14 protein-coding genes and 1 pseudogene are annotated in these 18,004 nt (G+C 72.5%); 10 read left to right on the top strand and 5 right to left on the bottom strand.

Annotation, left to right across the window (positions count from 1 at the left end):
• The first annotated feature begins 211 nt into the window (after positions 1-211).
• The 7 genes from C6361_RS15850 (at position 212) to C6361_RS15820 (ending at position 8,430) form a co-directional block, all read left to right on the top strand.
• Positions 212-2,602, top strand: coding sequence for a polyribonucleotide nucleotidyltransferase (locus C6361_RS15850; protein ID WP_107258543.1), 2,391 nt, complete (start codon positions 212-214; stop codon positions 2,600-2,602).
• Between the two features lie 181 nt (positions 2,603-2,783).
• The gene (locus C6361_RS15845; protein ID WP_107263944.1) at positions 2,784-4,160 is read left to right on the top strand and encodes a pitrilysin family protein; all 1,377 of its coding nucleotides are present in this window, start codon (positions 2,784-2,786) and stop codon (positions 4,158-4,160) included.
• An 85-nt stretch (positions 4,161-4,245) separates the two neighbouring features.
• The gene (locus C6361_RS15840) at positions 4,246-5,829 is read left to right on the top strand and encodes a serine/threonine-protein kinase (protein WP_199853364.1); all 1,584 of its coding nucleotides are present in this window, start codon (positions 4,246-4,248) and stop codon (positions 5,827-5,829) included.
• A gap of 89 nt (positions 5,830-5,918) precedes the next feature.
• Positions 5,919-6,665 (top strand): hypothetical protein, encoded by a 747-nt coding sequence (locus tag C6361_RS15835; protein ID WP_159079340.1) that lies wholly within the window; start codon positions 5,919-5,921, stop codon positions 6,663-6,665.
• Positions 6,666-6,766: 101 nt separating this feature from the next.
• Positions 6,767-7,558, top strand: a complete 792-nt coding sequence (gene dapB / locus C6361_RS15830; protein ID WP_369931396.1) for a 4-hydroxy-tetrahydrodipicolinate reductase — start codon at positions 6,767-6,769, stop codon at positions 7,556-7,558.
• A 69-nt stretch (positions 7,559-7,627) separates the two neighbouring features.
• Complete coding sequence (locus C6361_RS15825) at positions 7,628-7,951, top strand: helix-turn-helix transcriptional regulator (protein ID WP_199853363.1); 324 nt, start codon at positions 7,628-7,630, stop codon at positions 7,949-7,951.
• Positions 7,948-8,430, top strand: coding sequence for an SRPBCC family protein (locus C6361_RS15820; RefSeq protein WP_107268196.1), 483 nt, complete (start codon positions 7,948-7,950; stop codon positions 8,428-8,430). Before C6361_RS15825 ends, C6361_RS15820 begins: the two co-directional genes overlap by 4 nt.
• 209 nt (positions 8,431-8,639) lie before the next feature.
• Here the strand turns inward: C6361_RS15820 and C6361_RS15815 are convergent, their stop codons facing one another.
• Positions 8,640-9,215 carry a GNAT family N-acetyltransferase gene (locus C6361_RS15815; RefSeq protein WP_107268195.1) on the bottom strand — a complete coding sequence of 192 codons (576 nt, stop codon included), beginning with the start codon at positions 9,213-9,215 and terminating at the stop codon, positions 8,640-8,642.
• Between the two features lie 35 nt (positions 9,216-9,250).
• Here C6361_RS15815 and C6361_RS15810 point away from each other — a divergent pair, with 35 nt between their 5' ends.
• Complete coding sequence (locus tag C6361_RS15810) at positions 9,251-10,555, top strand: glycosyltransferase 87 family protein (RefSeq protein WP_234359517.1); 1,305 nt, start codon at positions 9,251-9,253, stop codon at positions 10,553-10,555.
• A gap of 9 nt (positions 10,556-10,564) precedes the next feature.
• Here the strand turns inward: C6361_RS15810 and C6361_RS15805 are convergent.
• Positions 10,565-11,005 (bottom strand): annotated as a pseudogene (locus tag C6361_RS15805) (N-acetyltransferase family protein); the annotation flags it as partial.
• 80 nt (positions 11,006-11,085) lie between these two features.
• On the opposite strand from C6361_RS15805, the gene C6361_RS15800 reads away from it, so the two are divergent.
• Positions 11,086-12,315, top strand: a complete 1,230-nt coding sequence (locus C6361_RS15800) for a winged helix-turn-helix domain-containing protein (protein WP_107268194.1) — start codon at positions 11,086-11,088, stop codon at positions 12,313-12,315.
• A 103-nt stretch (positions 12,316-12,418) separates the two neighbouring features.
• Entirely contained in the window at positions 12,419-12,988 is a 570-nt protein-coding gene (locus C6361_RS15795; RefSeq protein WP_107268193.1) for a DUF2752 domain-containing protein, read from the top strand.
• Between the two features lie 35 nt (positions 12,989-13,023).
• Here the strand turns inward: C6361_RS15795 and C6361_RS15790 are convergent, their stop codons facing one another.
• From C6361_RS15790 to C6361_RS15780, 3 genes are all read right to left on the bottom strand, one after another.
• Positions 13,024-13,410 carry a VOC family protein gene (locus C6361_RS15790; RefSeq protein ID WP_107263946.1) on the bottom strand — a complete coding sequence of 129 codons (387 nt, stop codon included), beginning with the start codon at positions 13,408-13,410 and terminating at the stop codon, positions 13,024-13,026.
• 129 nt (positions 13,411-13,539) lie between these two features.
• Positions 13,540-16,821, bottom strand: coding sequence for a S8 family serine peptidase (locus C6361_RS15785; RefSeq protein ID WP_159079339.1), 3,282 nt, complete (start codon positions 16,819-16,821; stop codon positions 13,540-13,542).
• 278 nt (positions 16,822-17,099) lie between these two features.
• Positions 17,100-17,999, bottom strand: a complete 900-nt coding sequence (locus tag C6361_RS15780; RefSeq protein WP_107268191.1) for a LysR substrate-binding domain-containing protein — start codon at positions 17,997-17,999, stop codon at positions 17,100-17,102.
• Positions 18,000-18,004 lie beyond the last annotated feature (5 nt).

Genomic DNA, 18,004 nt, shown 5'->3' with positions numbered 1-18,004 from the left:
TAACCAGGGGCCAGCGCGACCACCCGATGGGGAGCCGGTCGACGCACCGGTCCTCGGTAGTGGCCCCCGGGCCGGCCGGCACACCCGGCGCCCCGGGCGCTTCGATCGAAGACCGGTTGTCTGGGCAGCTCCTCTGGCCACGGTCTCGTACCGGTGGATACCGGCACGGAGGGCAGTCGCGGGCCCCCGATCGAAGGAGTGCTACCGCACTATGACCGAAACGTCCAACCCCACCAACAGCACGCTGGGCACCCAGCACCGCACCGCCGTGATCGACAACGGGTCCTTCGGCACCCGTGAGATCACCTTCTCCACCGGGCGGCTCGCCCGGCAGGCCGCCGGCTCCGTCCTCGCCCAGCTCGGCGAGACCGTGGTCCTCTCCGCGACCACCGCGAGCAGGCAGCCGAAGGAGCAGTTCGACTTCTTCCCGCTCACCGTCGACGTCGAGGAGCGGATGTACGCGGCGGGTCGGATCCCCGGCTCGTTCTTCCGGCGTGAGGGTCGGCCCAGCGAGGACGCGATCCTCACCTGCCGGCTGATCGACCGGCCGCTGCGCCCCTCCTTCGTCAAGGGGCTGCGCAACGAGGTACAGGTCGTCGAGACCGTGCTGGCGCTCGACCCGCAACACCCGTACGACGTCGTGGCGATCAACGCCGCCTCGCTCTCCACCAAGCTCTCCGGCCTGCCGTTCTCCGGCCCGATCGGGGCCACCCGGATGGCGCACGTGGACGGCCAGTGGGTCGCCTTCCCGACCATCGAGGAGCTGGGCCGGGCCACCTTCGACATGGTGGTCGCCGGCCGTACCCTGCCGGACGGCGACGTCGCGATCATGATGGTCGAGGCCGAGGCGACCGAGCACACCGTGGCGCTGGTCGCCGGTGGCGCCCCGGCGCCGACCGAGGAGGTCGTGGCGAGCGGCCTGGAGGCCGCCAAGCCGGCCATCCGGGAGCTGTGCCGGGCGCAGAGCGAGCTGGCCGAGGTCTCCGCCAAGCCGGTCGCCGACTTCCCGGTCTTCCTCGACTACTCCGACGACGTCTACGAGGCGGTCGCCGGTGCGGCGCGCGGCGAGGTCGCCGAGGCGCTGAAGATCGCCGGCAAGGCGGACCGCGAAGAGGCCCTGGACCGGATCAAGGAGCGGGTCGTCGAGCAGCTCGCCGGCAGCTTCGAGGGCCGGGAGAAGGAGCTCGGCGCGGCTTTCCGCTCGCTGAACAAGTCCGAGGTACGCGCCAGGGTGCTCCGCGAGCAGGTCCGGATGGACGGCCGCGGGCCGCGCGACATCCGGCCGCTGAGCGCCGAGATCGCGGTGCTGCCCCGGGTGCACGGCTCGGCGCTCTTCGAGCGCGGCGAGACGCAGATCCTCGGCGTCACCACGCTGAACATGCTCCGGATGGAGCAGGCGCTGGACACCCTCTCCCCGGAGAAGTCCAAGCGCTACATGCACAACTACAACTTCCCGCCGTACTCGACCGGTGAGACCGGCCGGGTCGGTGCGCCGAAGCGGCGCGAGATCGGGCACGGCGCGCTGGCCGAGCGGGCACTGATCCCGGTGCTGCCCAGCCGCGAGGAGTTCCCGTACGCGATCCGCCAGGTCTCCGAGGCGCTCGGCTCGAACGGCTCCACCTCGATGGGTTCGGTCTGCGCCTCCACGCTGGCCCTGCTCAGCGCCGGTGTGCCGCTGAAGGCCCCGGTCGCCGGCATCGCGATGGGCCTGATCTCCGACGAGGTCGACGGCAAGACGCAGTACGTGACGCTGACCGACATCCTCGGTGCCGAGGACGCCTTCGGCGACATGGACTTCAAGGTCGCCGGCACCAGGGAGTTCGTCACCGCGCTCCAGCTCGACACCAAGCTCGACGGCATCCCGTCCGACGTGCTCGCGGCGGCGCTCGCGCAGGCGTACGAGGCGCGGCAGGTCATCCTCGGCGTGATGCAGGAGGCGATCGAGGGTCCGGCCACGATGTCGGACTACGCGCCCCGGGTGACCACGGTGAAGATCCCGGTCGACAAGATCGGCATGGTGATCGGGCCGAAGGGCCAGACCATCAACGCCATCCAGGACGAGACCGGCGCCGAGATCTCGATCGAGGACGACGGCACCATCTACGTCGGCGCGACCAACGGCCCGTCGGCCGAGGCCGCGGTCGAGCGGATCAACGCGATCGCGAACCCGACGCTGCCGAAGGTCGGCGACAAGTTCCTCGGCACGGTGGTCAAGACCGCCGCGTTCGGGGCGTTCATCTCGCTGCTGCCGGGCCGGGACGGCCTGCTGCACATCTCCAAGGTGGGCGACGGCAAGCGGGTCGAGCGGGTGGAGGACTTCCTCAACGTCGGCGACAAGGTCGAGGTGTCGATCGCCGACATCGACGCCCGGGGCAAGATCTACCTGGACAAGGTGCGGCCCGAGGGCGAGGAGGCGCCGGCCCAGCCGGCCGGCGGCGAGCGTCCGGCCGGTCGGGACCGGGGCGACCGTGGCCCGCGCGACCGCAGCGACCGGGACCGCGGCGACCGTGGCCCGAGCCGGGGCGACCGCGAGGGTGGCGAAGGTGGCGGCGGCGAGGGCGGTGGCGGCGAGCCGCGCCGCCGACGCAACCGGCACAGCTGATCGATCGCGCCGCGCTGGCCCGGCCGCACCTCACGGGTGCACCGGGCCGGCGCGGCGCGTGCGGTACCGCCGTACCCGACGAGGTGCGGGTGCCGCACTGTTCAAGGGGCGGCGTCCGCTGTCGGGGTTTCCACCGGCGGCGTCCGCCGCGTCGTCGGCGTACAGGCAGGAGCCAGGTCCCTTGAGTCGGGCGAAACGAGTGTCGGGTGCCGGTGGCGTTCGGGGTACGGCGGGTACGGCGGCCCGGGCGGTGACCCGGGTGGTGGACAGCGACCCGCTCGGCGGCACCGTACGCCGTACCGTGCTGCCCAGCGGGCTGCGGGTGCTCACCGAGGCGATCCCGACGATGCGGAGTGTCTCGTTCGGCATCTGGGTGGCGGTCGGCTCCCGGGACGAGACCGGGCCGCAGTCCGGGGTCTCGCACTTCCTGGAGCACCTGCTCTTCAAGGGCACCCGCAAGCGCAGCGCGCTGGACATCTCGGCGGCGATCGAGGCGGTGGGCGGCGAGACGAACGCCTTCACCACCAAGGAATACACCTGCTACTACGCCCGGGTGCTCGACCAGGACCTGCCGCTGGCCATCGACGTGATGTGCGACCTGGTCGCCGACTCGGTGCTGGCCGCCGCCGACGTGGAGACCGAGCGCGGGGTGATCCTCGAAGAGATCGCCATGCACGACGACGAGCCCGGCGACGAGGTGCACGACCTGCTGGCCAAGGCGATCTACGGCGACCATCCGCTGGGCCGGCTGATCTCCGGCACCGAGGAGACCATCTCCCCGATGTCGCGGCGGCAGATCCAGAGCTTCTACCGGCGCCGCTACACCGCGCCGTCGATCGTGATCGCCGCCGCCGGCAACCTCGAACACGCCGAGGTGGTCAAGCTGGTCCGGCAGGCGCTGGACGGCACCGTACTGGACGGCGAGCCGGCCCCGCCGGCCCCGCTGCGTCCGGCCGAGACCCGGGTACGCACCAGCCGGCCGGGCAGCGTGGTCGAGCACAAGGAGACCGAGCAGGCGCACGTCGTACTCGGCTGTCCCGGCATCGGCCGGCTCGACGACCGGCGGTTCGCGCTCGGGGTACTCAACAACGTGCTCGGCGGCGGCATGTCCAGCCGGCTCTTCCAGGAGATCCGCGAACGGCGTGGCCTGGCCTACTCGGTCTACTCCTACTCCAGCCAGTACGCCGACACCGGCCTCTTCGCCGTCTACGCCGGCTGTGCGCCGGGCAAGGTCGACGAGGTGCTGGAGCTGGTCCGGGCCGAGTTGGCCGAGGTCGCCGCGCACGGCGTCACCGAGGCCGAGCTGGCCCGGGGCAAGGGCATGGCGAAGGGCTCCTACGTGCTCAACCTGGAGGACACCGGGTCCCGGATGAGCCGGCTGGCAAAGGGCGAGCTGCTCTTCGGCGACCTGCTGCCGGTCGACGAGCTGCTGGCCCGGGTCGACGCGGTCAGCGCGGACGAGGTGAACGCGCTCGCCGCCGACCTGCTGGCCCGGCCGATGTCGCTGGCCGTGGTGGGCCCGTTCGACGCCGACGATTTCTCCATCGATCCGCAGTAGGACCCACCGGGGGGTTCGTCCCGCCGAGCTCGTCCGGCTAGGGTCTGGCGACCGGAGGCGGGGCCGCAGCGAGGGGGAGATCGATATGAGCATGCCGCTGCTGCCGGGGGAGCGGACCCGGCTCGGCAGGTATGAGCTGCTGGGACGTCTGGGCGAGGGCGGGATGGGCACCGTCTACCTCGGACGGGACCGGGACGGCCGCAAGGTGGCCATCAAGATGGTTCGGCCCGAGTTCTCGTACGACGCCGAGTTCCGTGGCCGGTTCCGCAGCGAGGTCAACCGGGCCCGCCAGGTGCCGCCCTTCTCCACCGCCGAGGTCCTCGACGCCGACCCGGACCACGACCCGCCCTACCTCGTCGTCGAGTACGTCGACGGACCCAACCTCGCCGCCGTGGTCAGGGAGCAGGGGCCGTTGTCCCCGTCCGCGCTGCACGGCGTGGCCGTCGGCATCGCCACCGCGCTCTCCGCCATCCACGGAGCCGGGGTGATCCACCGCGATCTCAAGCCGGCCAACGTACTGTTCGCGATGGGCGGCATCAAAGTGATCGACTTTGGTATCGCTCGCGCCTTCGAGGCGACCAGCCAGCACACCCGTACCGACCAGATAGTCGGCACGGTCGGCTACATGGCACCGGAACGCTTCGAGCCGGGCAACGGCCGGCAGGTGACCTCCGCCGCGGACATCTTCGCCTGGGGCGTGGTCGTGGCGTACGCGGCGACCGGGCGTACCCCGTTTGCCGCCGACTCCGCGCCCGGCACCGCCATGCGCATCCTGACCCAGCCGCCCGACCTGTCCGGACTGACCGGGCCGCTCCGTGAGCTCGTGGAGTGGGCCCTGGCCAAGGATCCCGACGAGCGCCCGACGGCGCGTGCGCTGCTCGACGCGCTGCTCGACGGCAGCACCCCGCCGGCCGGGACCACCGCCGTGATCACCCCGGCGGCGCTGACCGCCCGCGACGGTGGCCAGGTGGCGACCGGCGGTCCCGGGGCGGCGCAGGGCGCGGCCCGGCCCGAGAACAGGCGCCGTAGCCGCCTCCTGTCCGTCGGGGCCGCCGTCGTGACCCTCGTCGTGCTGCTCGGTGCGGGCCTCGTCACGCTCAACGCGCTCGACCCCAGCGGCCGGGAGGCCGGCGGTTCTCCGGTGACGTCCGCGCCGACCAGCCCGAGCCCGACGAACGCCCGGACGACCACCCCGGTGGCCTCGGACCCGGACACCGCGATCCTCCAGGGGACCCGGCGCACGCTGATCCACATCGCGGAGATCGACCGCGATCTGGCGCTTGACCTGCACGACTTCCAGGTCGAGGCGTCCGACGGTACCGGGGCGAAGTCGCAGTTCGTCCTGGTGCCGATGGGGGTGGACTATCTGATCAGGTCGCTGCGGGGCGACGGTCGCGCCGACGACCAGGAGACCTGCCTCGGGGTCAAGATCTTGTTGGAGGGGCCGTCGACACTTGTCGCCGCCGCGTGCCAGCCGACGCAGGCGACGATCTTCTCGCTCGACCGCACCGGCGACAGGGACGACAAGAACCGGCCAACCTACTACATCTACAACGACACGCACGGCTTCGTACAGTGGAGCACCTCCCGCAGGACGGTGATCGTCGAACAGGTCGGCGACGCCACCCCCAGCTCGACCTTCAGCCTGGTCGACCGCGGCGCACTCTGACCCGGAGATCCGCAGGATGTCGGGATCGCACCTGCGCGGGGCCCCCGCTGAACATCGTCTCTCTACCATGCCAGTAGGGAGGTAGCTCGATGGGTTGGTTCACGCCTCGCTGCCCGGTGGTGCCGGAAGAGCGGCGGTGGATCGAGGAGAACCTGGCGTGGCTCGTCCGCGAGTTCGGCGACTCCTGGCTGCGCTCGCCAGTGGTGCTTCCCACCGACGACTTCTTTCCGGGCGGATACTCCGGATCCGAGGAGGACATGCTCCAGGTCGTGCACCAGCTCTGCGACTACCTTTCGGTGGACCCCGACCGGATCCGGGTGGAGCTGCATGCCGATCGGGCGGGTGGGCGGGAGTTGCCGGAACTGGTTGGCGGGTATGCCAGCTGGTCCGGGGCGGCCGGGCATTATCGGGTGGTGGCGGGCAGGGCGGTCGTCTCGCTGGAGGAGTCGCTCGGTAGCCGGCCGTTGGCCCTGGTCGCTACGGTCGCACACGAGTTGGCCCACGAACGGCTGCTCGGCGAGGGGCGGGTCGATCCGCAGCGGCGGGATCAGGAACCCCTCACTGACCTGCTCACGGTCTATCTCGGGTTCGGGATCTTCACCGCCAACGCCGCTCTGGAGTTCGCCGGCCGGCACACCGGTTGGTCGGCGAGCCGGCTGGGATACCTGACCGAGCCGATGTACGGCTATGCGCTCGCCCGGTACGCCTGGCTGCGCGGCGAGACCGCACCCGATTGGGCCCGCCACCTCGACACCAATCCGCGTACCTATCTGCGTCGAGGTCTGCGTTTTCTGCGCCGGGCCGGAGGTCCGCCCGGCGCGGCGGCGGATGCCTGACGTCCGGGATCTGACGGGGATGCCGGATCGGGCTGGGGCGGGTCGCCGGCCGGCCGAGTGGTCTGGCGGTGGCCACATGCGGTTGCCCGCATTGGGATAGGTTGTGGCCCGTGAGCGACGAGCGTGAACCAGGGAAGAACGCGTCGACCGGGCCGCTGCGGGTCGGCGTACTCGGCGCCCGCGGCCGGATGGGCCTGGAGGTGTGCCGGGCGGTGGAGGCCGCCGATGGCCTCGAACTGGTGGCGACGGTCGACGAGGACGACAGGCTCTCCACCGCCTCCGAGGCGGGTGCCGAGGTGGTGGTCGACTTCACCAACCCCGGCGTGGTGATGGACAACCTACGGTGGTGCGTCGAGCAGGGAATTCACGCGGTCGTCGGCACCAGCGGCTTCACCGGGCAGCGGCTCGAGCAGGTGCGTGGCTGGTTGGCCGACAGGCCCGGGGTGGGCGTGCTGATCGCGCCGAACTTCGGCATCGGCGCGGTGCTGATGATGCAGTTCGCGGCGCGGGCGGCCCGCTACTTCGAGTCGGTGGAGATCATCGAGCAGCACCATCCGAAAAAGCTCGACGCGCCCAGCGGCACCGCCACGCACACCGCACGGCTGATCGCACAGGCCCGGGCGCAGGCGGGTCTCGGCGCCGTACCGGACGCCACCAAGGACGAGCTGCCGGGTGCGCGCGGTGCCGACGTCGACGGGGTACGCGTGCACGCGGTCCGGGCCACCGGGCTGGTTGCGCACCAGGAGGTGCTGTTCGGTACCGCTGGCGAGACGCTGACGATCCGGCACGACTCGTACGACCGGGCTTCGTTCATGCCCGGCGTGCTGCTGGCGGTGCGCGCGGTGCCGCACCGCCCGGGGCTGACCGTCGGCATCGACGCGCTGCTGGACTGAAATCCGGTCGGGACTCCGGGTTGCCGGGGAGCCTTGATCCGTTTAACGGTAAGTGCTAACTTACCGTTCGTGGCTACTTACCAAACCGCTGACGGCTGGGACGCGTTGGGTGATCCCACCCGACGCGCCATCGTCGCCTGCCTGGCGGTGCGGCCGAGGGCGGTCGGCGAACTCGCTCAAGAGCTGCCGATCAGCCGACCCGCCGTGTCGCAGCACCTGAAGGTGCTCAAGGACGCCGGGCTGGTGACCGACCGCACGGCCGGCACCCGTCGGGTCTACCGGCTCAACCCCGCGGGCGTCGCCGCGCTGCGGGATCAATTGGACACGTTCTGGGACCGTGCACTGGAGGGCTACCAGGACATCGTCGAACAACCGACCGAGGAGAACTCATGACCCAGGGGCCCGAGGTGGTGGTACGCCGGCAGGTCGTCGTGAACGCGTCGCTGGAGCGGTCGTTCACCGTGTTCACCGAGCGCTTCGGAGACTTCAAGCCGAGGGAGCACAACCTGCTCGGGGTGGCGATCGCCGAGACCGTGTTCGAGCCGAAGGTCGGCGGACACATCTACGATCGCGGTGTCGACGATACCGAGTGCCGCTGGGCGCGGGTGCTCGTCTACGACCCACCGGTCCGGGTGGTGTTCAGCTGGGACATCAGCCCGCAGTGGCGGGTCGAGACCGAGCCCGACAACACCAGCGAGGTCGAGGTCCGGTTCATCGCCGAGACGCCGCAGCGCACGCGGGTGGAATTGGAGCACCGCCACCTCGACCGGCATGGCCCCGGCTGGCAATCCGTCCGAGACGGCGTCGCCGGCGACGGGGGATGGCCGCTCTACCTGAACCGCTACTCCGGCCTGTTCGGCACGGACGTCTGACCGTCACGGACGTCTGACCGCCACGGACACGTCTGACCGCCACGGAGGTCTGACCGGCACGGAGGTCTGACCGGCACGGAGGTCTGACCGGCACCATCGCCACCCGTCCGGTGGCCCGGGGCGCACGCACACCGCTACCGGGCCGCCGGACGACCGGCATGGTGCGGCAACAGGGCCGCTGTCGGGCGACGGAGCGGCTCGGGCCGGTTTCAGTCGGTCGGCTCGGCGGCGAGCGAGACGTGCAGCCGGAGCTGTGGCACGAGCAGGTCGTCGACGTCCAGCGCCCGGGCCGCCCCGTCCGGCTCCCAGCCGGCGGCGCCGAGGAACTTCCGGGTCGCGGCGTCCCCGTCGAAGGCCCAGGCCACCGCCGTGTCGAAGCCGTCGGTGCGCCACAGGTCGACGCTGGCGGCGAGCAGCCGGCTGCCGTGCCCGCGCCGGCCCCACCTCGGCTCGACCAGCAGGTCCGTCACGGCGACGACGCCGGGACCGAGCGCCTCGGCCGGTTCCTCCGGGGCCAGCGCCTGCTCGTCGGGGGGCCCGGATGCGGCAAATCCGACCAGATACGATTGTTCGGCCTGCTCGACGGCGACCAGGACGCGGTGCCGTTCGGAGGGTGGCGCCTCGACCGCCGCACTCCACCGGCGACCGAGCCACTCCTCGTCCAGGTTGTCGAGCACGTGCTTGGGCAGCATCCTCCGGTAGGCGACCCGCCAGGTCGCGAGTTGGATGCGTGCGATCTCGCCGGCGTCTGACGGACGCGCCGGGCGGACGTACCCGAGAGCCATGAGTGGGAAGCCTACGCAGGGCAAGGGGGGCGGTAATGGCGCAGGGTGCCGGTTGGCGTACCCGGTACCAGGTGCTATTCGTGATCGCGTTGGCGGTGCTGGTCGCCGGGTTCCTCTCGGTGGCGGCGGCCCGACACGGTTTCTTCGACCTGCGGGTGTACTACGGCGCGCTGCACCACTGGGTACGCGCCGACGGCGAGATCTACGACTGGCTCAAGCCGGACAGCAAGTACGGCTTCACCTACCCGCCCTTCGCCGCGCTGGTGATGCTGCCGCTGGCGTACCTGAGCTGGCCGGCGGCGATGGTGATCAGCGTCACCCTGACCGTGCTGGCCAGCGCGCTGCTGATCTGGTGGCTGGTCGACCCGATCGCCCGCCGGACGGGCTGGACCCGGTGGTTCACCCTGGCCGTGGCGCTCTGCCTGGCGGCGGCCTTCGAGCCGATGCGCGAGACGGTCAACTTCGGCCAGGTGAACATGCTGCTGCTCTTCCTGGTCGGCGCCGACCTGCTCTGGCTGGTCGCCCCGGTGACCCCGTTCGGGCGCCGGCTGCCGCAGCGCTACCGCCGCTTCGCCGGGGTGGGGGTCGGGCTGGCCACCGCGATCAAGCTGACCCCGGGCATCTTCATCGTCTATCTGCTGGTCACCGGGAGGTGGCGGGCGGCGCTGGTGGCCAGCGGCACCGCCGCCGCGGTCACCCTCGTCGCCGCCGGGGTGGCCCCGGACGCGTCCCGGGAGTTCTGGACCACGGCGCTCTGGGACACCGACCGGGTCGGTTCGCTGTCGTTCATCTCGAACCAGTCGTGGCAGGGCGTGGTCGCCCGGCTCGACCCGGACCATCCGAACACGCTGCTCTGGCTGGTGCTGGTCGCGGCGACCGTGGGGGTCTGGGTCTGGCGGGTCCGGACCTCGGCGGCGGTCGGCGACGAGGCGACCGGGCTCGCCCTGACCGGTGTGGTGCAGAGCCTGGTCAGCCCGGTCACCTGGGTGCACCACCTGGTCTGGCTGATCCCGGCGCTGATCCTGCTGGTCGACAACGCGTACGCCGCGCCGGCCGGCAGTACCCGCCGACGCTGGCTGCTGCGGTTCGCGGTCTTCGCGTACCTGGTGCTGATCAGCCGGCTGGTCTGGATCTGGGAGCGCCGCTTCGACGGCCTGCTCGGCTTCCTGGGCAGCAACTTCTATGTCTGGATCAGCGTCGCGCTGCTCTTCGCGCTACCGGTCCGGGGGCCCAGCCAGCTCGCCGAGACGGGCGGCGTAGCGGAGTTCGACCAGCCCAAGCGGCGGCCGTCCCCCCGACCGTTGCAGTTCGTAGGTCGCCCGCTCACCATCCGCGACTAGCCCGGCCCGCTCGTAGAAGCGGCGGGCCCGCCGGTTGTCGGCGAGGATCCAGAGCCGCAGCTCGGTCCAGCCGAGTGCGGTCAGCTCGCCGACCGAGGCGGCGAGCAGTCGCCGGCCCACCCCGGTGCCCCAGTACCCGGGCCGGACGTAGAGGCCGAGAATCTCGGCGTACCGGTGGTCGAGGCGGTCCGGGTCCTGGTCGGTGCGGTACGGCCCGACGGTGGCGAAGCCGAGTACGGTCTCGTCGTCGGCCCGGGCCACCAGGGTCCGGAACGGGTGGTCGGGTTCGGCGGTACCGAGGTCGCGGCGGCGCTGGGCCCAGGCGGCGACGTTCAGCCGGGCCAGCACCTCGGGCGGCATGATCTCGGCGTACCCCGTCTGCCAGCTCCGGACGTGCACCTCGGCGATGGCCGGGGCGTCCTCGGGGCACTCGGGGCTGACGGCTAGCATCAGCACTGTTTTATCCCGTTTTGCGGGCCAGGTCCAGGTCCGGCGCGTCGTGTCGGACCGGTCGGCTAGGGTCCGGTGCGATGGCCGTACCTGAATCGTTGTCGCTCGCCCAGGCCCGGCGGATCGCGCTGGCCGCCCAGGGTTTCGCCGACCCCGCGCCCGGAGCCGTGCCGACCCGTCGGCACCTGCGCCGGGTGCTCGACCGGCTCGGCCTGCTCCAGATGGACTCGGTCAACGTCCTGCAACGGGCGCACTACCTGCCGCTCTACAGCCGGCTCGGGCCCTATCCGACCGAGCTGCTCGACCGGTCCGCCTACCGGCGCCCCCGGGACCTCTTCGAATACTGGGGCCACGAGGCGTCGCTGGTCCGGGTCGACCTGCAACCGGCGCTGCGCTGGCGGATGGCCGCCGCGCACACCGACGCCTGGGGCGGGATGCGCCGGATCGCCGTCGAGCAGCCGGCGCTGGTCGCCCGGGTCCTCGACGAGGTGCGGGCCGGCGGCCCGATGACCGCCGCCGAGATCGAGCACGACGCGCCCCGGGAGACCGGCAACTGGGGCTGGAACTGGTCGGCGGTCAAGCGGGCCTGCGAGTTCCTGTTCTGGGCCGGTGAGCTGACCGCCGCCTCCCGGAACAGCTCCTTCGCCCGGGTCTACGACGTACCCGAACGGGTGCTGCCGCCGGAGGTGCTGGCCGCGCCGACCCCGGAGCCGGCGGAGGCGCACCGCCGGCTGGTCGGGGTCGCCGCCCGGGCGCTCGGGGTGGCGGCCGAGCCGGAGCTGCGGGACTATTTCCGGCTGCCGGTCGCGGGCGCCCGCACCGCCCTCGCCGAGCTGGTCGAGGCGGGCGAGCTGCGGCCGGTCACGGTGCAGGGCTGGCGGCTCCCCGCCTATCTGCACCGGGAGGCCCGGCTGCCCCGGTGGATCCGGGCCAGCACCCTGGTCAGCCCCTTCGACCCGCTGATCTGGGAACGGTCCCGCACCGAGCGCCTCTTCGGGTTCAGCTACCGGATCGAGATCTACGTCCCCGCGGCGCAGCGGGTGCACGGCTACTACGTGCTGCCGTTCCTGCTCGGCGACCGGTTCGTCGCCCGGGTCGACCTGAAGGCCGACCGCAGGGCCGGCACGCTGCTGGTGCCGGCGGCCTGGGCCGAGCCCGGCACCGATCCGGTCGAGACCGCCGGGGCGCTCGCCGTCGAGCTGCACCGGCTGGCCGGCTGGCTCGGCCTGGGCGCGGTGGCGGCCCCCGCCGGGGGAGACCTCGCCGGGCCGCTGCGCGCCGCCCTCGCCGGCATGCTCGCGGTACGGTGAGACGAGCCGGCCGGCGACCGCCGGACCGGCCGGGCGACGCGCCGTGCGTGCTGGCGGGCGACGCGACGCCCTGGCGGACGCGATCGGCGACGGGTAGGACGGAATGACGAGCGTTGACGAGAACCGGTCCGGCGGGTCCGGCCCGAACCCGGCCGACGCCCCGACCGGCTACCCGGACTACTCGGGCTACCCGGGTTATCCGGCGCCGCCCTACCTTGCTCCCGAGCCCGACCGGCTGACCCGGTTCGTCAACCGGATCCAGGCGCGGGCGCCCCGCTGGCTCGCCCCGGTGGCGGCGCTCGGCTGCCTGGCCGGCGCGGTCGGCTACACGCTGATCACCGACCCGACCCGCAGCGCCCCCGACGCCGCACCGTCCTGCATCTCCAAGCTCATCACCGGGCTGGACTGCCCGGGCTGCGGCGGCACCCGCGCCCTCTGGTACGTCCTGCACGGCGACCTGCCGGCGGCGGCCCGGCACCACCTGCTCTTCGTCTTCGCCCTGCCGTTCCTGCTCTACCTCTACGTCGCCTGGGCCGGGCGGCAGATCTTCGGCTGGCGACTGCCGCAGTTGGAGGTCACCCCGAAGATGATCGGCATCTTCCTCGCCGCCTGGGGAGTCTTCTCGGTGCTGCGCAACCTGCCGTGGGCACCCTTCGACATCTTCTATGTCTGAGGCGCCGGATCTTCTATGTCTGAGGCGCCGGCCGGCTACGCCTGCGGGACACGGACCCGGCTCGGGGAGCCGACCCGGTGCAGCGTGCCGTCCGGGTCGACGAAGGCGAACTCACGCAGGCCGTAGGGGGTCTCCCGCACCTCGCCCAGCCGCCCCTCGACCCCCGACCCGGCCCAGCTCGCCCGCAGCGCGTCGGCGTCGGAGACGTAGAGGTAGACGGTCGACGCCGTCCGGGCCGGGTCGTGCTCGGCCCACTCCGTGAGGTGCAGCGAGACGGGCCCGCGCTCGACGAAGCCGTACCGCTCAGCGCCGTCGTACGCCCGCACGGCGAAGCCCAGCCGTCGGTAGCGGTCCAGCGCGGTGTCCAGGTCGCGTACCGGCAGCACCGGGGCGACCCGGTCGAACGTGACTTCCTCGGCCATCCGATCCTCCACGTCGTCGCCTCGCTGTCCGTGCCGCGCGGACAGGTGTGACGTCTCGGACCGTACCGCGCCCGGCTGACATCTCCGCTGACCGGCAGGCTCCCGCCGGTCACCGCACCCGTACGCCGGCTAGCCGATCTTGTACGCCCGGATCACCGTCTGGGTCACCGTGTTCCCCGCGGTGTCGGTGGCGCTGGCCCGCAGCGAGACGTACCCCGGCTCGGCCGGGTGCCGCAGCACCGCCTGCCCCGCCGTCACCTCCGCCGGAGTCCAGCTGACCCCGTCGTCGTACGACACCTCCACGGTCAGGCTCTCGTTGGCGCCGGCTCCCGACTCGGGCTGAGCGGTCACGGTCACCGGGATGGTGCCGGTCTGCCCGGCCGGCGTGCTGTTGTCGTTGTCGACCCGGGGCGAGAAGCGCACCGTGGAGATCGGCAGCCGGGCCGGCGTCTCCCCGTCGACGTGTCCGGAGCGGAAGGTCCAGGTGACGCTGACCCGGGTCGAGAGGGTCGCCGGCCCGCCCCGTTCCGCCGTCATCGTCAGCCGGTAGTCGCCGGTCTCGGGCGGCAGTTCGAGCGTCCCGTTCAGACCGTCGAACCCGGCCAGTACCTTGCCGTCGCGCTCCAGTGTGATCCGGCCGGTGGCGATCGAGGAGAAGCCGGCCCGGCCGACGCCGTCGCCGTAGAGCGGGGCCTGCACGGTGAGGGTGTCGCCGAGCCGGGTCACCCACTGGTGCTCGTACGGCGGTGCCGCCACCGTCGGCCCGAAGACACCGCGACTCCACTGTTCCTGGTACGACTGCCCGGCCCGGTAGCTCATCGGCGGCGCCACCAGGCTGGTCAGGTACGCCTGCTCCGGCCCGGAGCCGGTCGTCTCGTCGACCGACCGGAACCACTGGGTCCGCCCGTCGGTGTTGTAGTACTCGATCCGGGTCGACGGCAGCGGGAACGTCATCGCGTGCGCGAACCCGCCCATCACCGACTCCGGCAGCACCGCCCAGGCCAGTTTCCGGCCGCTGCTGTCCGAGGACTCGTGCCCGTGGTCGGCCCGGACGGTGGCCAGGTCGGCGGCGGTCACCTGTCGGGTGAAGCCGCTGCCCATCCGCCCCTCGTCGAGCCAGCAGAGCAGGTACGCGTACGAGTGGTCCGCCGCGTCCGCCGGGGCGAAGGTGGCGGTGGTCCGGGAGACGAAGCCGTCGACCGCCTGGTCCGGCCCGACCCGGCCGCTGCGCAGCCGTTCGAAGGTGGCGCCGAGGGTGCCGACCTCGACGGTGCGTCCGGCGGCCAGCACGCTGGTGGCCAGTTCGGCGAAGACCTGCCGGGCGCCCGTGTTCGGCACGGTGACCGAGAGCGGTCGACCGAGCCGGGCGTCCAGCACGATGCTCCGGTCGCCGTCGACGACCAGTTCGGGCTGGCCGAGGACGCTGGTCAGATAGACGCCGTCGAGCGGGCTGGTGATCGCGCTGAGCGTCGAGTAGCGCCCCTTCGGCACCCGGAGGGTGGCGGTGCCGTCGTCGGTGGCCGGTACCGAGATCGCGTGGGCGTTGTCCAGCCCGGCCAGCATGGTCAGGTAGCCGGTGGTCGGTTCGCCGGCCTGGCCGAGGTGCGAGACCTTGACCTCGTAGCTCTCCACCTCGCGGTCGACCGCCAGCGGGGTGGGTACGCTCCCGCCGCCGCTCACGGTCGCGGTGAGGTGGCCGGTGAGCTGCCCGAGTGGCCCGCCGCTGCCGGACGTGTCGGCGGTGACGGTCGCCTGGGCGGTGCCGCCGGCCGGCACGGTGACGCTGGTCGGGGCCACCGCGAACATCCCGGTCGGCACGGCGGTGCCGTCCGGCGCGACCGCCCGTACCCCGAGTTGCAGCGTCACCGCCGCGGTGCCCGCGTTGTGGTAGCTGACCGTACGCCGGACCGGGGTGTCGTCGTCGTGCGGCCAGGCCTGCCGGCCGAAGCTCAGGCTCGGCGGGTCGGCGGTGACCCGCTGGTCGAGCGCCCGGGCGACGTCCAGCCGGCCGGCGCCCTGGGCGAAGACGCTGAGTTCGGGGTTGGGTCGGGCGGTGGCCATCAGCGCGGCCTTCAGGTTGCCGGCCGGCAGGTTCGGCTGGCGCTGCACCAGGATCGCGGCGGCGCCGGCGACGTGCGGGGCCGCCATCGAGGTGCCGGACATGCTGATCCCGCTCCCCTCGGGCACGTCCGGCGCCGAGTCGCGGCTGCGGGCGGCGACGATGTCCAGGCCGGGCGCGGTCAGGTCGGGCTTGATCGCGCCGTCGCCGAGCCGGGGGCCCTGACTGGAGAAACCGGCCAGCTCGTCGGACTTGCTGACCGCGCCGACCGCCAGCGCCGCGTCGGCGGTGGCCGGCGAGCCGATGGTACTGGTACCCGGGATGTTGCCGGCCGCGACGACGAAGAGGGTGTCGTGTTCCTCGGTCAACTCACCGAGGGCCTGCTCGATCGGGTCCACCACCGGGCTGTCCATGCCGGTCAGGCTCATGTTGACCACCCGGGCGCCCGACTCGGCCGCCCACTCCATCCCGGCGATGATCGCCGACTCGGGGCAGCCGCCGAGCGCGCAGACCTTGCCGTCCAGCAGTTGGGCGCCGGGCGCGACGCCCTTGAACCGGGCCGCACCGGTACCGGCCACGGTGGAGGCGACGTGCGTGCCGTGTCCGGCGACGTCCCGGTCGTCCTCGGCGCCGTCGGTGAAGTTGCGCTGCCCGGTCACCTGTCCGGCCAGGTCCGGGTGGGTCTCGTCGATCCCGGTGTCGAGCACCGCGACGGTCACCCCGCTGCCGTCGAAGCCCGCGGCCCAGGCGGCCGGCGCGCCGACCTGCGGGACGCTCTCGGCGAGGGCCGGTCGGCGCAGGCCGTCGAGCCAGACGGTGCGCACGGTCGCGGCGATGCTGCGCCGGGTCGGGTCCGCCCCGGTCAGGTCGGTCCAGAAGCGGGCCAGCCCGGCCCGGTCGACCGCGACGGCCTGTCCGGCGACCGGCGGCAGGTCGCGGACCAGTCGCGCGCCGGCCCCGATCAGCGCCCGCTGTCCCTGCACCCGGGCGTCGGCTCCGGCGTACGTCACCAGCAGCGGGAGGTCTCCGCGACGGTCGTAGCCGAACTCCAGCAGGGCGGTGACGTCGAAGAGCCGTTCGTCCAGCCGGCCGCTGCGGACCAGGGCGAGGGCGTCGGTCGGAATCACGTGCAGCCGGTCGGCGACCCTGCGGGTCAGGAACTCGATGCCGATCCGGCCCGGTCCCGGCTCGACGCTCGCCTTGAAGTCGGTGGTGACGGTGACCTGGTCCCCGGTGACCAGGCTGACCGTCCGGGCACCGGTACCCGCCGCCGGGTCGGGCCCGGGCGCACCGGGCGGGGTGGACGATTCGGCCGGTACGGCATATCCGGCGAGGCCCGGCGGGCCCGCCATCGCGGCAGCCGTCCCCGCCGGCGGTCCCGGTACGGCGAACGTGAGCAGCAGGGCGAGACCCGTTACTCCCCACGTAAGCCTTTTAACTGTATTCATGGTGCGCCTCCCCTGGATACCGGTCATACCGGCACTCCTGTACACCGACCGAAGCACATCACCGGAGAGGCGGCAACATAGACGTCCATAGATTGAGATGCCCGCCGGGCGAACAGCACCGTCCAGGGTGGACGGATCGGCCGTCGCCGCCCGGGTAACCACCGGCGCGCCGGGGCGGGTGGTCAGTCGGCGGCGAGCGCCGTGCGGAACCGGCGGAGCACCGGAGACGGGTCGTCGGCCCGCCAGGCGACTCCGGAGCTGACCTGCGGCACCGTCTGGCGGATCGGCAGGTAGGCGATCCCGTCGTCACGCAGCAGCCGGGCGGACTCCTGCACCAGGGCGACGCCGACTCCGGCGGCCACCAGGGTCAACTGGGTGCCGACGCCACCGGCCTCGTGCACCGGCCGGGGCGTGAAGCCGCCCTGCCGGCAGACCTCCAGCACCATGTCGTACCAGTGCGGACAGAGGTCGCGGGCCAGGAAGGCGAAGGACTCCGCCGCCAGGTCGGTGAGATCGATCTCCGGCTTGCCGGCCAGCCGGTGGTCGGCCGGTACCGCCGCCAGGAACGCCTCCCGGGAGAGCTGCCGCAGCGTGATGTCCTCGCCCAGCCAGGCGCAGTCGAACTCGCCGAGGGTCACCACGAAGGCGACGTCGACGACGTCCTCGCGCAGCGGCTCGGCGATCGAGCCGATCGGCAGCTCGGTGAGGCTCAGGTCGACCTCGGGGGCGTCCCGCTGGAAACCGCCGAGGATCCGGAGGAACTGCTGGGACGAGGCGGTGGGGGTGTAGCCGATCCGCAGCCGGCCCAACTCGCCGCGCTGGGCGCGCTCGGCCACCGTCTGCGCCACCCGGGCCTGGTGCAGGGTCCGGCGGGCCTCGACCAGGAAGAGCCGGCCGGCCTCGCTCAGTGTCGTCCGGCGGCGCTGCCGGACCAGCAGGTCCGCCCCGAGCGCGGCCTCCAGCCGGAGGATCTGCTGGGAGAGCGCGGGCTGCGCGATGTGCAGCCGGGCGGCGGCCCGGCCGAAGTGCAGCTCCTCGGCGACCGCGACGAACGCCGCCAACTGGCGCAGCTCGAAGTTCATGCACT

This window comes from Plantactinospora sp. BC1 (assembly GCF_003030345.1).
Classification (GTDB): Bacteria; Actinomycetota; Actinomycetes; order Mycobacteriales; family Micromonosporaceae; genus Plantactinospora.
Note: the sequence above shows the minus strand (reverse complement) of the source record. Positions and strands in the feature narration are given on the sequence as shown.

What these genes read in the sequence shown, in the direction of transcription:
- C6361_RS15850 (WP_107258543.1), top strand. Translation starts at nt 212, where the DNA reads ATGACCGAAACGTCCAACCCCACCAACAGCACGCTGGGCACCCAGCAC.
- C6361_RS15840 (WP_199853364.1), top strand. Translation starts at nt 4,246, where the DNA reads ATGAGCATGCCGCTGCTGCCGGGGGAGCGGACCCGGCTCGGCAGGTAT.
- C6361_RS15835 (WP_159079340.1), top strand. Translation starts at nt 5,919, where the DNA reads ATGGGTTGGTTCACGCCTCGCTGCCCGGTGGTGCCGGAAGAGCGGCGG.
- C6361_RS15820 (WP_107268196.1), top strand. Translation starts at nt 7,948, where the DNA reads ATGACCCAGGGGCCCGAGGTGGTGGTACGCCGGCAGGTCGTCGTGAAC.
- C6361_RS15815 (WP_107268195.1), bottom strand. Translation starts at nt 9,215, where the DNA reads ATGGCTCTCGGGTACGTCCGCCCGGCGCGTCCGTCAGACGCCGGCGAG.
- C6361_RS15810 (WP_234359517.1), top strand. Translation starts at nt 9,251, where the DNA reads ATGGCGCAGGGTGCCGGTTGGCGTACCCGGTACCAGGTGCTATTCGTG.
- C6361_RS15800 (WP_107268194.1), top strand. Translation starts at nt 11,086, where the DNA reads ATGGCCGTACCTGAATCGTTGTCGCTCGCCCAGGCCCGGCGGATCGCG.
- C6361_RS15795 (WP_107268193.1), top strand. Translation starts at nt 12,419, where the DNA reads ATGACGAGCGTTGACGAGAACCGGTCCGGCGGGTCCGGCCCGAACCCG.
- C6361_RS15790 (WP_107263946.1), bottom strand. Translation starts at nt 13,410, where the DNA reads ATGGCCGAGGAAGTCACGTTCGACCGGGTCGCCCCGGTGCTGCCGGTA.
- C6361_RS15785 (WP_159079339.1), bottom strand. Translation starts at nt 16,821, where the DNA reads ATGGCGGGCCCGCCGGGCCTCGCCGGATATGCCGTACCGGCCGAATCG.
- C6361_RS15780 (WP_107268191.1), bottom strand. Translation starts at nt 17,999, where the DNA reads ATGAACTTCGAGCTGCGCCAGTTGGCGGCGTTCGTCGCGGTCGCCGAG.